At 58.3% G+C, this 14,532-nt stretch carries 15 protein-coding genes; 11 read left to right on the plus strand and 4 right to left on the minus strand.

Translation table 11 applies throughout. The features are described 5' to 3' along the window. The first annotated feature begins 34 nt into the window (after positions 1-34). Positions 35-1,108: an FAD-binding oxidoreductase gene (locus CKW29_RS14270; protein ID WP_095147469.1), complete on the plus strand. Its 1,074-nt coding sequence runs from the start codon at positions 35-37 to the stop codon at positions 1,106-1,108. Positions 1,109-1,285: 177 nt separating this feature from the next. Here CKW29_RS14270 and CKW29_RS14275 read toward each other — a convergent pair whose 3' ends face one another. The 3 genes from CKW29_RS14275 to CKW29_RS14285 form a co-directional block, all read right to left on the minus strand. Further along, positions 1,286-1,738, minus strand: a complete 453-nt coding sequence (locus CKW29_RS14275; RefSeq protein ID WP_095147454.1) for a hypothetical protein — start codon at positions 1,736-1,738, stop codon at positions 1,286-1,288. A gap of 605 nt (positions 1,739-2,343) precedes the next feature. Further along, on the minus strand, positions 2,344-3,732 hold the full coding sequence (locus tag CKW29_RS14280; RefSeq protein WP_371850676.1) for a DUF1254 domain-containing protein: 1,389 nt from the start codon (positions 3,730-3,732) through the stop codon (positions 2,344-2,346). Positions 3,733-4,173: 441 nt separating this feature from the next. Continuing rightward, positions 4,174-4,716 carry a cytochrome b gene (locus CKW29_RS14285; RefSeq protein WP_095147456.1) on the minus strand — a complete coding sequence of 181 codons (543 nt, stop codon included), beginning with the start codon at positions 4,714-4,716 and terminating at the stop codon, positions 4,174-4,176. A 205-nt stretch (positions 4,717-4,921) separates the two neighbouring features. Here CKW29_RS14285 and CKW29_RS14290 point away from each other — a divergent pair, with 205 nt between their 5' ends. From CKW29_RS14290 to CKW29_RS14335, 10 genes are all read left to right on the plus strand, one after another. After that, positions 4,922-5,599 carry a thermostable hemolysin gene (locus tag CKW29_RS14290; protein ID WP_095148706.1) on the plus strand — a complete coding sequence of 226 codons (678 nt, stop codon included), beginning with the start codon at positions 4,922-4,924 and terminating at the stop codon, positions 5,597-5,599. Further along, on the plus strand, positions 5,589-7,070 hold the full coding sequence (locus CKW29_RS14295) for an AMP-binding protein (protein WP_095148707.1): 1,482 nt from the start codon (positions 5,589-5,591) through the stop codon (positions 7,068-7,070). Before CKW29_RS14290 ends, CKW29_RS14295 begins: the two co-directional genes overlap by 11 nt. Beyond that, positions 7,067-7,741, plus strand: a complete 675-nt coding sequence (locus CKW29_RS14300; protein WP_095147459.1) for a TenA family transcriptional regulator — start codon at positions 7,067-7,069, stop codon at positions 7,739-7,741. Before CKW29_RS14295 ends, CKW29_RS14300 begins: the two co-directional genes overlap by 4 nt. Next, positions 7,728-8,537 carry an SDR family oxidoreductase gene (locus CKW29_RS14305; protein WP_095148708.1) on the plus strand — a complete coding sequence of 270 codons (810 nt, stop codon included), beginning with the start codon at positions 7,728-7,730 and terminating at the stop codon, positions 8,535-8,537. The genes CKW29_RS14300 and CKW29_RS14305 overlap by 14 nt, the downstream gene beginning before the upstream one ends. Further along, positions 8,534-9,178, plus strand: coding sequence for a tetratricopeptide repeat protein (locus CKW29_RS14310; protein WP_095147461.1), 645 nt, complete (start codon positions 8,534-8,536; stop codon positions 9,176-9,178). The genes CKW29_RS14305 and CKW29_RS14310 overlap by 4 nt, the downstream gene beginning before the upstream one ends. 11 nt (positions 9,179-9,189) lie before the next feature. Next, positions 9,190-9,852 carry a response regulator gene (locus CKW29_RS14315; protein WP_095147462.1) on the plus strand — a complete coding sequence of 221 codons (663 nt, stop codon included), beginning with the start codon at positions 9,190-9,192 and terminating at the stop codon, positions 9,850-9,852. Beyond that, complete coding sequence (locus CKW29_RS14320; protein ID WP_095147463.1) at positions 9,849-11,216, plus strand: HAMP domain-containing sensor histidine kinase; 1,368 nt, start codon at positions 9,849-9,851, stop codon at positions 11,214-11,216. The genes CKW29_RS14315 and CKW29_RS14320 overlap by 4 nt, the downstream gene beginning before the upstream one ends. A 219-nt stretch (positions 11,217-11,435) precedes the next feature. Then, positions 11,436-11,861, plus strand: coding sequence for a DUF1810 domain-containing protein (locus CKW29_RS14325; protein WP_095147464.1), 426 nt, complete (start codon positions 11,436-11,438; stop codon positions 11,859-11,861). Positions 11,862-12,140: 279 nt separating this feature from the next. After that, positions 12,141-12,338, plus strand: a complete 198-nt coding sequence (locus CKW29_RS14330) for a hypothetical protein (protein ID WP_095148709.1) — start codon at positions 12,141-12,143, stop codon at positions 12,336-12,338. Between the two features lie 213 nt (positions 12,339-12,551). Further along, on the plus strand, positions 12,552-13,046 hold the full coding sequence (locus CKW29_RS14335; protein WP_095147466.1) for a GrpB family protein: 495 nt from the start codon (positions 12,552-12,554) through the stop codon (positions 13,044-13,046). 330 nt (positions 13,047-13,376) lie between these two features. Here the strand turns inward: CKW29_RS14335 and CKW29_RS14340 are convergent, their stop codons facing one another. Next, complete coding sequence (locus CKW29_RS14340) at positions 13,377-14,501, minus strand: agmatine/peptidylarginine deiminase (RefSeq protein WP_095148710.1); 1,125 nt, start codon at positions 14,499-14,501, stop codon at positions 13,377-13,379. Between the last annotated feature and the right edge of the window lie 31 nt (positions 14,502-14,532).

Consider the following 14,532-nt stretch of genomic DNA (forward strand, 5'->3'; position numbering starts at 1 on the left):
GTACCATCATCGGGTCGACAAAGCGGAGGTTGATATGGGCAATGGTGTAGACAAACGAGTCGTTGTCATTGGCGCAGGCATAGTGGGTGCGTCCCTGGCGTATCACCTGGCTAGCAAAGGCGCGAATGTCATCCTGGTCGAGGCTGAAGGAATAGCGTCTGGAGTGACTGGAAGCTCATTCGCATGGATCAACACCTCACACAGCGGGACCGATCCAATCGCGCAATTGCGCGGTGCCGCCATCAACGAGTACCGCCGACTCGAAACCGAACTGCCTGGTCTGAAGGTACGATGGACAGGCTCCCTGTCTTACAGCGCGAGCTTGGGTGGAGTGCTGCAAGCCTCAGGTCACCAGCCTTCGGCCACCCTGGTGTCCCGCTCCCAGATTCTCGGCCTTGAGCCAAACCTGAAGAATCCCCCTCGGCATGCTTTGTATGAAGCTGAAGAAGGCGCGCTGGACGCAGTGCAAGCAACGCATGCTTTGATCGCAGGTGCCCAGGCTCATGGGGCGAAGGTTCTCACACAGACTCGGGTGCTCGGCTTTACAACCCAGAGTGCAAAGGTGACGGGAGTCGAAACCGCAATGGGCGTCATCGATGCCGACATTGTCGTGCTGGCAGCAGGGACTGGCATCACGAAGCTGACAGAGACGCTAAAAGTGCCCCTTCCAATCGAGGCCTCTCCTGCAATATTCATCCGCTACAAGTCACAACCCAATCTCGTGCACACCATCATCTCTAGCCCTGAAATGGAAGTGAGACAAAGCACGGATGGTACGTTGCTAGCGGCGGAAGATTACTTGGGCGACTCTTTGGAAAACCAGCCAGTAGCGATAGCGCTACGAACCGCCAAGGCCATACAGAACGAACTCTACGGGGTTATTTCCATTGATCCGGAATTGGCTTGTGTCGGACTCAGACCCATTCCTGTCGATGGCATCCCCATCATCGGCTATTTACCCAATATCGGCGGTGTATACGTTTGCGCGATGCATCCTGGAGTTACTCTGGCGGCGATAGTAGGCCGCCTTGCCAGCGAGGAGATAATCGACGACAAGGCATCTTCTGCCCTTAGCCCATGCCGTCCCGAGCGATTCTTCCAAGCGTAGGGGGACACTTATTGAATCGCCTCTGGTTTCATAGAGACAACCTGGGTTCCCGGACAGGATCATAGGCCTGCTTTCGGTCGATCTCTGCCGGTTCGGTTGCACTGCGCAGCGTCCAGTTTGACCTGCACTGAGTGGCTGACCAGCGCAAACCTATGGAACGGGTCGAAATGGCCGAGGCTATTTCATCGAGCTTACTTGCTGGATATCCCCACAAAAAATATCGACGTTGCCACTTTCCGGTGCAGTTCGCACGAGGATGGAGTACTCACCGGAAAGCAGGACGGGCAGTTCGACAGGTGCGCTTCTAGAGAACGTCCAGCCGCGTATGGGTTGGGGTTCGGTGTTGACCTGATCATTCATTGCGTAGGCGACTGACCCGGGTTGCTGGCAACTGCCTTTATTGATGAACGTGTAGAGGCGCAACGGCAGCGAGACCCCGCTTGGAGCACCACTGATGAAGAAACTGAGTCCCGTCTGTTTGTCCCAGCTTGCCAACGTTACATTACCGATCTGACCGGTGTTATGCCGGGTGGCAACCAAAGGAACGGACACTCCATGGTCCGATGACGTGGTGCAGCCGAAGAGGCTTGCGGTGATCATGAGAGCTGCAAGTGAATGTCTGAGTATCATTGCCAAACCCCTGTGTTGAAAAACTGCAATGGGAGATTAGCGGGTATAGCTCATCAATTGACTTCCTGGCGCTGCCGGCACCCGGTTTTCTCCTTCTGAAAAGCGATTTTGGATCATTTCCAAGCAGCTGCTTCTGGCCGAGGCTGTGTAAAAACGTTTTAGAACACGTTTGACAGTCGGGGCTTGAACAAAAATCGCGCTCCTACGCAAATCTCTGGTCTGCTGATTACACAAGCACCAGCGGATTTTACGTAGCAACGCAGACTTCAAAACGGCGCATGCGTTTTTACACACTCTGGGCCGTTTGCTGCCTGCCACCAAGGGCAGCTATCGACTGTGGATTCAACCGGTCGATGCAACCAGAAGAGTGTCGACGCTGGTCTAAAACTGACTCCATCTGCCGGTCAACATTTTACCCAGGGCGGCTATCCTGTTTCGCATTCGACTCCCCGGTATTCTCTTGCTGGCAGGGGCGGCACAACAAATGGGTCAGTGCCTGGTACAAGCGCTGTTGCCGGATCAGTTTTCGATCAGTGGTAACCCCTGACGCGCCGGTTCAGCGGCGGCGCACCCGTGCCGTCCGCTGCAACCGGAGCGTTAGCGGGTCACGTGACCTTGACGATCTGCGGTGGACTCCACGTTCCTTTGCCGGGAGGCAGGATGGAAGGCGATACCGTCCGAGGCCAATAGAGGCGCATCACCAGGTAGATCAGGTCATTCGGTGCGGGCAACCAGTTGCTTTCCTTGTCCGCGCCGGGTGAATCCTTCTGGATGTACAGCGTGAGCGAGCCGTCCGGATTCTTCTTCATGTTGGACAGCATCGGCGAGTTGATGAGGTAGCGATCGAGCGGATTCTTGATCAGCAGTTGCGTCTTGCCGTCGTACATGGTCACCGACCAGAAGGCATTGACCGGCGGGAGCTGTCCAGCCGGAAAGGTGATGGTGTAGTTGTGCTTGCTGCCGTCAAGCGGCTTACCATCGGCCAGGGTCTTGGCCATCGGATACGTGGCCTCTTCGGCGTCGTTGGCGTAGATGCCCGCTTGCGCGATGGCGGCACGCTTTAGCCAATCGCCCTTGTAGAAGGCGGCGTCCCCGCCGGCCCCCACGATGTTCCAACCATTGACCTGCGTGCCAAGATGATTGGCCGCATCCCGGACCTTCGCATGCCCAGCCTGCATGCCCTCAACCACTGCGGCCTGTTGTTCGGCGGGGAGTTCCTGGAAGTTGAAGTCCTTGCCGGCGCCAATGCCGATACGGGCCAGCTTCGCGCGGATCGCCACTTCATCCGGTGTGGCCGGGGCAAACTGCAACGCAAAACCCAGATACTTGAAGAAGTCGGTCTTCACGAGGTCCTTGTCAATCTTCGGGAAGTCGATCGATGGCGTGGCAGGCGGCGCGGGCTGCTTGAGAAAAGCCGATAGCGGCTGGGCCGCGTAGCCGGACTGGATCTTTTCGACGTTCGGCATGTCTGCCGGGTTGTAGAGCTGGGTGCGAAAGATCACGAAAGGGAGTTGCGTGCGGGAACGAAACACCTTCTTGATGCCCGGTGGGGTCACGCCCTTCCAATCGGGGCCGACCACCATGTAATCGCCGGCTTCGCTGCCGGTGGCTCGGCTGCCGATGTAACCGAAGTTGTAGGTATTGCCATCGATGAGCTGCAGCGAGTAGTAACGCTGTTTCTCCACCGCTGGCACCGAGAGCACGATCGGCTCGCTGCGCAGGTCCATGAACAGCATGGAATACGGCGTGTCGCTGTTCGGCGAAACAACGGCCGTGTCCTGATAAGTAGCGACATGGTGCAGGCTATGGATCTGGTTGAACGGAGCCTTGTATTGGCTGGAGTGCTTGTCGACGGCGTAGTCGTACATGATCGCATAGTTCATCACGATGGGCAGGCCGTAGATGTAACCCTCCTGCGCGATGGCCTTCGTTTCGGCAGGAGTGGTGTCCGCGGCATGGGCGAGCGTGAATGCAAAGGGCGCGAGCAATACCATTGCACAGCCAAGTGCTCTCGGTAGTGTGATCATCATGAACCTGAATCTCCATTCTTTGAATTAGATGAGTGAGTCGGTCAGCTAACTACTCATCAGGCGATAGACAATGTCGTGTTGCTCATGACTTGATAGCTCATAACGCTCCTTGTCTTTCTGTAGGTTTTTGTTTTGCCTGAAGTTGTTCACGGTGAACGCGACACTGCTCAAGAAGGAACACGACGGATGGCAAGATCAGGCTGCTCGGTCAGTATATGCAGCAAATAAAAAAACGCTGCCGACATGACTGAAACTTGCACTCTCACTTCTGGATGGCAGCGAATTTCCGTGCCGGTCAGCGTGGCTAGCGCATGCGTTGACGAAGTACTGTTGCGCTTCAGTGACCTCTATTGACCCGATGCGAGCCCTTGGACATACGCAGCCAAAACCTCAAGGCAAAGGCAATCAACTCCTTGGCAGCATCCGGGTCAAGGTGTTGTCGCCCACACAGTAATGATGGAGCAACCCCGCCACCGCATGCAGGCCGATCAACCAGTAACCGGCGCTCCCGAGCAGCTCGTGCCAATACTTGAACTGCTTGGCCAGGTCAGGATCGACCGCCACCGGCGCCGGCAGCAAAAAACCAAAATAGGGCATCGGCTTGCCCCCTGCCGCCAGCATCAGCCAAGCCAGTAAAGGCGTGCCGATCATCAGCATATACAGCGCCAAATGCATGAGATGGGAAATACCGGTCTGCCAGGCGGGCAGCGCCGGCTTGATCGGCGGGCGCGGTGTCAGCCGTCCGAGCAAGCGGACCCAGACGAGGGCAAAAATACTCAGGCCGAACAAACCGTGCAGCCCGAGAAACAAGCTCCTCAAGTTACCGCCGCGCGGCAACAGCCCCTTGATTTCGATACAGCCGTATACGCCGATAAACAGCGCCAGCATCAGCCAGTGCATCGTGATCGACAGTTTCCCATAACGCTGTGTTGTTATATCGCCGGTCATTGTGGGCCTCATGAACGTCATTGCTGGCTGCCGACTCATTCGAGCAGCCTGGACGCGGCTTTCACCGAGTCGACTGGCGCCACCCTGCCCGCCGAGTCTTAAGGCAATCTGAAGACCATTTGGGCCGATCTTTTGTCACCTTCAGACTTCGTTAAGAAATGCCTTTGATACTTCTCCCCAATTGATCCGGGGGAGGTGTTTTCCAATGTCCGATTTCAACTGGAATGTTCAGTTGCCGCTGTACTTCGGCCAAGCCGAAAAACTGCAAATGAATCTTGTCAGAGCATTGCCGGGTGACCCGCAACGGCCTGTCTTCGAAAGTTTTATCCAGCAACGATTCCGCAAGGCCCACGGTGCCGACATCCGCCATTTCATGCCGGAGCTGTTTGGCATGAGTGATGCCACCGGTGTGCTGTGTGCGGTGGTCGGTGTGCGCGTGGCAGGCGCCGAACCGCTGTTTCTGGAAGGTTATCTGGATGAGCCGATTGATCCGCTGATCAGTGCCGCAGAAGACCAGGCAGTAGACCGGTCAGCCATCGTAGAGGTGGGCAACCTGGCGGCCAGCGACACTGGAAGTGCACGGATGAGCATCATCGCGATGACTTACCTGCTCGCCATGGGGGGTCTGGAATGGGTCGCCTTCACCGGGAACCTGGGGCTGGTGAACAGCTTTCATCGCCTTGGATTGAAGCCTGTGGCGCTGTGTGCTGCCGACCCAGCGCGTTTGGGCGAAGACCGCCACGCCTGGGGCAGCTACTACGAAAGCAAACCTTGGGTTCACGTTGGCAATATCCGCTGCGGGTTCATTCATCTACGCAACATTGGCCTGTTCAATCGTTTGGGCTTGCCAACGTCCACGGAGGGATTCTGCCATGTCGCCTGAAGTGGAGCGTTTCAATCAGACACTGCGCAACCAGGCCGAGCTTAAAGCCAATGCCACCGCGTTATGGGACGATCGGCGGAAGTTGGACTACGCCACGCTTTATGCCGAAGTCATGTATCGCCAGCAGCGCCTGCGCGATGAGCAGGTCCAGGTGGTTGCACTGGCGCTGGATAACGGCGTCGAAGCCATGCTCTGGGACCTGGCCGTGTTATTCGAAGGCTTGACCTGCGTGGCCTTGCCGCCCTTTTTCAGTCCAGCGCAACGCAAGCATTGCCTGGAACAAAGCCAGGCCGAACGGGTAATTGCCGAGCCGCAACTGCAAGATGAACTGCAAGCGGCTGGTTATCTGAAAACCGGAGAGTTCTGGTGCCGCACCTTCAACGGCCCAGACCGGATGCCCGAAGGCACCGCCAAGTTGACCTTCACTTCGGGTACTACAGGTACACCCAAGGGTGTGTGCTTAAGTGCCGACAGCATTCTGCGTGTCACCCGCGAGCTGGATCTGGCCAGCAAACCCACCGACTCACAACACCATCTGGCCCTCCTGCCGCTGGCCATTTTGCTTGAGAACATTGGTTGTTATGCCGCGTTGTACGCTGGCGCGACCTTGAGCCTGCCCAGCCAGAAAACCCTGGGCATTCAAGGCGCCAGCGGTGTGGATGTGCCAAAACTGTTGGGGTGCCTGACCAGCCGATCCCCCCAAAGCCTGATTCTGGTACCTCAGTTGTTGCTGATGCTGGTCAGCGCTGCCGAGCAGAAGGCCTTCGATCCACAATGCCTGCGTTTTGCCGCTGTCGGCGGCGCCCGGGTTTCCGAGGAACTGTTGCAGCGTGCTCAGCGCACAGGCGTCCCGGTATACGAAGGTTACGGACTGTCGGAGTGCGCATCGGTGGTATGCCTGAACAAGCCGCAGGCACGCCGTCCCGGCAGTGTCGGCCGCCCTCTTCCCCATGTGGAGATTCGCCTGGCCGAAGACGGCGAAGTGCTGATCAAGGGTTCGACCTTCATGGGTTATCTGGGAGACGCGCCGCACACCGCTGAGTGGTGGCCCAGCGGTGATCTCGGCGAATTCGACCCGGAGGGTTTTCTCTACCTCAAAGGTCGCAAGAAGCATCAATTCGTCACCAGCTTCGGGCGCAACGTGAATCCCGAGTGGGTGGAGGCCGAATTGACCCAGCGCCGGCATATCGCCCAGGCCTTCGTCTACGGCGAAGCCATGCCGGGCAACCATGCCCTGCTCTGGCCGCATCGCCCGGACTGCACTGACGAACAACTGGCCAACGCTGTGGCCGAGTCCAACAAGGCCTTGCCCGAGTACGCCCAGGTCCGTCACTGGACCCGGCTCGATCAACCCTTCACCCCCGCCAACGGTTTGCTGACCGCCAATGGCCGCCCCCGTCGCGACGCCATTGTCGAACGCTACCGGGCGCAACTGACCGAATCTGCATTTTCCGAGGAATCCGTACCATGAGTTTTTTCGACACCCTGCAAGAAGCGACTCAACAAGAACGCCACGAGCTGTTCAATCTGCCGATCATTCTCGACGCCCTCGAAGGCCGGGTCAGCCTGGAAAGTTACCGGGCCTTCCTGGCACAGGCCTATTACCACGTGCGCCATACCGTGCCGTTGATGATGGCCTGCGGTGCGCGCCTGCCATTACGCCTGGAATGGCTGCGTGAAGCGGTGTGCGAGTACATCGAGGAGGAATACGGCCACGAAAAGTGGGTACTCGATGACATCCAGGCCTGCGGCGGTGACAAGGATGCCGTACGCGACGGGCGTCCGTCCTTGCCGATCGAATTGATGGTCAGCTTCCTCTACGACCTGATTGCCAGGGACAACCCGGTGGGGCTGTTTGGCATGGTCAACGTGCTTGAAGGCACCAGCATCGCCCTGGCCACCCACGCTGCCGGCAGCATTCGTGAACGCCTGGACCTGCCGGCAAGCGCCTTCAGCTACCTCAGTTCCCACGGTTCGTTGGATATCGAACACATGCAAACCTACCGCCGACTGATGAACAAGCTGGAAGACCCGGACGATCAGGCCGCCGTCATTCACGCCTCAAAAGTGGTGTACCGGCTCTACACCGATATGTTCCGCGGCTTGCCGCGTGACGGGGAGAATCTGCATGCTCCTGTCTGAAGCTCGCGTCGTGTTGACCGGTGCCAGCGGCGGCATCGGCCTGGCCATTGCCACAGCCCTGTGCGCCAGTGGTGCCCGGGTATTGGCCGTGGCTCGGCATCGGGAACCATTGGTACCGCTGCTTGAGCGTTACCCCCGTAACCTCTGCTGGATCGGTGCTGACCTGACGTCGATTTCCGACCGCCGCGAAGTGCTGGCGGAGGCCGACCGCATCGGCGGCATCAACATGCTGGTCAATGCCGCCGGGGTCAATCATTTCGCTATGCTCGAACAACTGGATGACAGTGAGATCAACGCGATGCTGGCGGTGAACATCAGTGCGCCGATCTGCCTGACAAAACTCCTGCTGCCACTGCTCAAACGCGCCGACAGCGCCATGGTGGTGAACGTCGGTTCGACCTATGGCTCCATCGGTTACGCCGGCTACGCCAGTTATTGCGCCACCAAGTTTGCCCTGCGCGGGTTCTCCGAAGCCTTGCGCCGGGAGCTGGCAGACACCCCGGTCAGCGTGCTCTACGTCGCCCCGCGTGCCACCCGCACCAGCATGAACAGCCCGGCGGCCCAGGCGCTGAACGATGCCCTCAAGGCCAATGTCGATGATCCGCAAACCGTGGCGGCCGCCGTGATTCACGCCATTGCGGATGACCGTCGCGACTTGTACCTGGGCTGGCCGGAACGTTTTTTTGTACGCCTCAACAGCCTGCTGCCCCATCTGGTGGACCGCGGCTTGCGCAAGCAATTGCCGCTGATCCGTCGCCTGAGCCAGAAACCCGACAAGGAGAATCTCAAACCATGAAGAAGACCATCGCTTGCTTGCTGTTTGCAGCCTTGAGCCAGAGTGTCTGGGCCCTGGATACCGCTGACCAGCAACGCCTCAACAGCATCCAGCAACGTTGGGCACACATTCAGTACGAGTTGCCGGAGGACCAACGAACTGCCGCTTTCGAAAAACTCGCCGCTCAGGCTTCGAGCTTCACTCAAGAGCGCCAGACCGTGGCCGAGGCCTGGGTCTGGTCCGGCATCGTCACCAGCAGTTGGGCCGGCGCCCAGGGAGGGCTCGGGGCGCTGAGCAAGGTCAAGGATGCCAAGGCCGATCTGGAAAAAGCACTGGTGCTGGACCCCAAGGCCCTGCAAGGCTCGGCCTACACCAGTCTCGGCGCGCTCTACGACCGTGTACCGGGCTGGCCCATCGGCTTTGGCGACTCGGACAAGGCCGAACAGTTACTCAAGCAGGCCTTGCAACTGAACCCGAACGGCATCGACAGCCTGTACTTCTGGGGTGATCATCTCTACCGTCAAAAACGCTACTCTGAAGCCAAAGTGGCACTGCAAAGAGCGCTGCAAGCGGCGCCACGGCCGGGGCGCGAAACCGCCGACGCTGGCCGGCGTAAAGAGATAGAAGCGTTGCTGGTCGACGTTGACAAGAAACTCAACTGACGGGAGTCCATGTGCGCTTACTACTGATAGAGGATGACGTGGCCCTCGGCGAGGGTATCCATCAGGCCCTGGGGCGCGAAGGTTATACCGTCGACTGGTTGCAGGACGGCAGCAGTGCCTTGCATTCGCTGCTCAGTGAAACCTTCGACCTGGCGGTGCTCGACCTTGGCCTGCCGCGCATGGACGGTCTCGAAGTACTGCGGCACCTGCGCGACAGCGGTTGCAATCTGCCGGTGCTGATCCTCACCGCGCGCGATGCCACCGAAGACCGCATCGCCGGGCTGGATGCCGGGGCCGACGATTACCTGATCAAGCCCTTTGACCTGGCCGAGCTCAAGGCGCGTCTGCGTGCATTGTTGCGGCGCAGCGCCGGTCGGGCACAAGTGTTGATCGATCATGCGGGCATCAGCCTGAACCCCGGCACCCAGCAAGTCAGCTATAACGGCGAGCCCGTGGCCCTGACGCCCAAGGAATACCAGTTGCTCCACGAACTGCTCTCGCCCCCTGGCCGGGTGATGACCCGTGATCACCTGATGCAGTTGTTGTACGGCTGGAACGAGGAAGCTGAAAGCAACACCCTGGAAGTACACATCCATCATCTGCGCAAGAAGTTCTCGACCGACCTGATCCGCACCATCCGTGGTGTCGGGTATCTGGTGGAGGAGCGTCGATGACCTCGATCAGGCGTCGCACTCTGACTCTGATCATCGGCCTGATGCTGGCCGGCCTTGCCGTGATCAGCGTACTCAACCTGTATGACAGCAACCATGAAATTGCCGAAGTCTATGATGCCCAACTGGCGCGGAACGCTCGCCTGCTACAAGGTGTCATGCGCATGCCCATGACCAGCAAAGAACATGCTGATCTGTATCAGGCCTTCAATCAGGCCCTGAGCGAGGCGGAACCCAGGGGCGACGGGCATCCCTATGAAACGAAGATTGCCTTTCAGGTCTGGAACCTCAAGGGCGAAGTGCTGGTACACACGGCTAGCTCACCGTCCTTCAGCGCACCACCGGACACACCAGGCTTCAGCGATGTTGTAGACCTGAACAACCGCCATTGGCGCGCCTTCCTGCTCGAAGACAAGCAGAACAGCTTGCGCATCTGGGTTGGTGAACGAGACGACGTCCGCTCGGACTTGGTGGACCGGATAGTACGCCACACGTTGTGGCCCAATATTCTGGGAAGTCTGATGTTGGCCGCAATGATCTGGCTGGCCATTGGCTGGGGATTGAAACCGCTGGTCAACATGGCTAAAACGCTGCGGGAGCGATATCCCGGTTCACTCGAACCCTTGCAATTGACGCCGTTACCCACTGAGCTTGAGCCCATGCAGGCAGCCCTCAACCGAGTGCTCGCGCAGATTCAGGAAGTAATGGGGCGTGAGCGGCGCTTTATCGCTGACGCGGCTCACGAAATGCGTACACCACTCGCCGTGCTCCGGGTGCATGCCCAAAACCTGATGGAAGCGGAGAGTGAAGAAGATCGTCGCACATCGCTCGAATATTTGATTGCCGGCGTGGACCGTACCAGCCGACTGGTCAACCAATTGCTCACGATGGCTCGTATTGAACCTCAAGCAGGAACTCAACCGCCTGCACCTATTGATCTGGCAGCCACCGTTCGCGACAGTCTGGTTCAGTTAACGCCCTGGTTGTTGAGCAAGGATCTCGAACTGGTTTTCGATGTCAGTGACGAAGTCATACGTGTGAAAGTCGACCCTGCAGCTATCGATATTGCCTTGAACAACTTGGTAACCAATGCGGCGAATTTCTCCCCGCCGCATGGAGTGATCACGGTACGACTGGCAAAAAAAGACAATGACTACGAGTTGTCTGTCGAGGACGAGGGGCCGGGAATCAACGAGGAGGATCGTGATCGGCTTTTCGAGCGTTTCTACAGCCGCGGAAATGACCAAGGAGCAGGATTGGGACTGACCATCGTTCAGGCCATTGCAGATCGCTTGGGCGGGCAGATCAAACTAGAGAATCGTATCCCTGTAGGGTTGCGCGCCACGTTGAAAATTTGTCGCTTATGACGCCGCCACTCTTATCGTGAGCGACCGCTCCTGGCTGTGGATTCAACCGGTCGAACGCAGTCGTCTGCACCAGTTGCCTTCGATGAAACTACTGCCTTCGCCGACGCGTCATACCCTTACAGGCTGGATCATTCGGCGTGACTTGGCGCGACAGTGCGTTATTGCGTGCGGGTTCAAACAGTCCGGGCCGCAGTGCCTGCCAACTCAGGGAGTACAAGCATGCATGACCCCTTCAATCTTCTTCGTTTCGTCGAAGCCCAGCACCCAGTGTTTACCCATGCCCTGGAGGAGTTGCGTGCCGGGCACAAGACCCGTCACTGGATGTGGTTCATTTTCCCGCAACTGCAGGGCCTCGGGCAGAGCGAGACATCCAGACGCTTTGCCATCTCGGGTGCTGATGAAGCCCGGGCCTATCTGCAGCATGATGTGCTGGGGCCACGGCTGGAGGAATGCGTCAGCACCCTCCTGCAACACAGAGACAAGACTGCACGGCAAATCCTAGGTCACCCTGATGACCTGAAGTTGCGCTCCTGCCTCACGCTGTTCGCCAGCGTCCAGCCCGAACAGCCCTTGTTCCAGCAGGCCCTTGATCAGTTCTTCGCCGGCGAGCCAGACACCAGGACCCTGTTCCTTCTTGGGGAATGATGTCGACGTGAGCTGCGTCGCCAGCACCACATCGAACCTCTTCGAGGCCGTGATCGGCTGGCCTGGGTCAATGCAACTGACCCATCGCTGCAGCTAGTCGCGGCCAGGAGCGGACGGTCAGCCCAGACAGTTACCGACCAACAGCAATGGGACGGACTCCTTCTCTCGGTCAACCCTGGCCGATACCGGCAATGATTGATCGTTCAAGTGTATCTACGAAACCAGAGGCGTTTCACAACTTCATCTAGAGTCAGTCAAGAACCTGCCAAAGGAGATGCCATGGAGACGCTGATTGAGGTTGTTTTCCGCGTCATTTGCTATCGCGTCGGGTACTGGGTGCTCAAGGCAATTACGCTTGGCCGCTTCACCGGCAAAAGCAGCTATTGGTCTGAAGTAACCTGCACCCTAGGCGCTTTGGTGTTGCTGTCCCCAATCATCACGATCATTGCCTTGAAGCTGGTAGAGAGCGCCCGATAAACGCCTTCCTCGTGAATGTCCGACCTCGGCCATAAGCATCCAGTGGGTGTATCAGCGGTCAAACTCCAGGTCTCCCACCTCTAGTAGCTGCTCCACGCAGGGAACGCTAACATTCCGGCTTCGCATGGAGGCTGCCTGGCAGCGTCTTGAGCGCGCATGCACAGTCCTGGAATCACCCTATTGCCAAGCCTGCGGATACAAGGAAGAAACACCATGGCGCTTACTAGCAGAATTTCCCCCTATGACAGTCGATGGCCCTCGCTCTTTCTTGGCGCCAAAGAGCAGATCGCGAAGGCGTTTGGCACTGAGCCAGTTACCATCCACCATGTCGGCAGCACCGCCGTTCCCGGGCTCGCCGCCAAGCCGGAGATCGATCTCCTGGTCGAAGTTTCGGAGCATCGACACGAGTCCTCCCGAGACGATGTCATGCGTGAACTAGGGTACGCACGAGGAAGCAATCTGTCGGCAGGGCACCATTTTTATCGTCGGGATGTGGATGGCGTTCGAACCCATAAAGTCCACGTCTGTATCGCCGGCCACGGTCAAGTCGAAAGAATGCTCCGTTTTCGTGACCTGCTCAGGAGCGACCCTGTGATTCGCCAACGGTATCAAGACTTGAAACTTGAACTGGAAGCAACCAACACCGGTGGCATAGGTGAATACCTGGCACAAAAGGCCCCCTTCATCGACGCAATGCTGTTCAATTAAGCAAACGCCGACCTTAGGTAGGAGCGAGCGCGCTCGCGATGGACGTCAACGATAACGCGTGTTTTCTGGGTAACCGCGTTGCTCTGGAGTCCATCGCGAGCGCGCTCGCTCCAACGGCGGTTTCATCCCCTTAACTGAACAGCATTGCCCTTCATCGACGGGCTTATGGGGGATGGGCTGGACCGCCGATGATTGCTGCGGGGGCCACCCGTCACGACCGACTGTGACCGGCCAATCGCAAACGGTAGTGACCGTCGCGCTGAAGCTCAGCCGACTTGGCCATACGGCACAGAACACGGTCTTGCTGATCGGGCAACCCGTTGACCCCGGCTAAACCCACGGTTGATGACTGGTCACACAGTGAATACCGCCGCCACCGGCTGCGATTGCGTCGATGTTGAGCTGCACCACCTCACGGTCAGGGTAGAGTTCAGACAACAGGTCAAAGGCCCTGGCATCTGCCCTCTTGTCGCCGAATTCGGGCGCGATGACCGCGCCATTGATCACGAAGTAGTTGATGTAGCCAGCAGCGAAGTCCGGGTTGTTGTTGCTGAAGGTGCTCTTTCGTGGATTGAGCGGTGGCGACACGGTATGCACTTGCAGCGTGCGGCCATCGGCATCGGTGGCATTTTTGAGAATGTCCAGGTGAGCCAGTGTCACCTTGTGGTCGTACGACTCGGGATCGTTGTCGAGGTTGGCGAGCACCACGCCGGGTTGGACGAAACGGGCGTAGAAATCCACATGGGCATCCGTGATGTCCTTGCCTTTGATGCCCGGCAGCCAGATGATTTTGCGCAGGCCCAGTCGGGCTTTCAGCTCTTGCTCGACCTCGGCCTTGCTCCAGTCGGGGTTGCGGTTGGCATTGATCCAGCTGCTTTCGGTCATGATCCCCGTTCCGTGACCGTCTACCTCGATACCACCGCCCTCGCCCACCAACTCGCTGCGGATATGACGGGCGTCCACGGTGCTGGCAACCCAAGCTGCCAACCGCGCATCCTTGGCATGCCGCTGTTTGTTGCCCCAGCCATTGAAATTGAAATCCACGGCGCCAAGCCCGCCGTCCCCATCGATGACAAAATTGGCTCCGGTATCGCGCATCCAGATATCGTCGAGTTCGGTGACGACGTAGCTGATGTTCGCCGTACCGCAGTGCTCCTCGGCCAGATCCCGCTCGTGCTCGCGACAGAACACGGTCACCGGCTCATGGCGGGCGATGGTGCGCGCGATCAGGCCAATCGCCGCTTGCACGTCAGAGGTGAATTCCTCCCAGATGGCCTCCTGGGCACCAAAGGCGATGAACGCCCGCCGGTGCCGGTCGCCCTCATCCGGCATGTGCCAACTGCCTGCGGCGGCCGCTTGTGTGCGCAAGGGTGTCAGGCCAAGCCCGATGGACACGGCAGCGCCCATACCGGCAACTACCGAGGCCTGTTTGATGAACTTACGACGCGTTGACATGTGTTGATCCTTGAATATTTTCTTCATGACG

It is taken from the genome of Pseudomonas sp. Irchel s3a18 (genome assembly GCF_900187535.1).
GTDB lineage: Bacteria > Pseudomonadota > Gammaproteobacteria > Pseudomonadales > Pseudomonadaceae > Aquipseudomonas.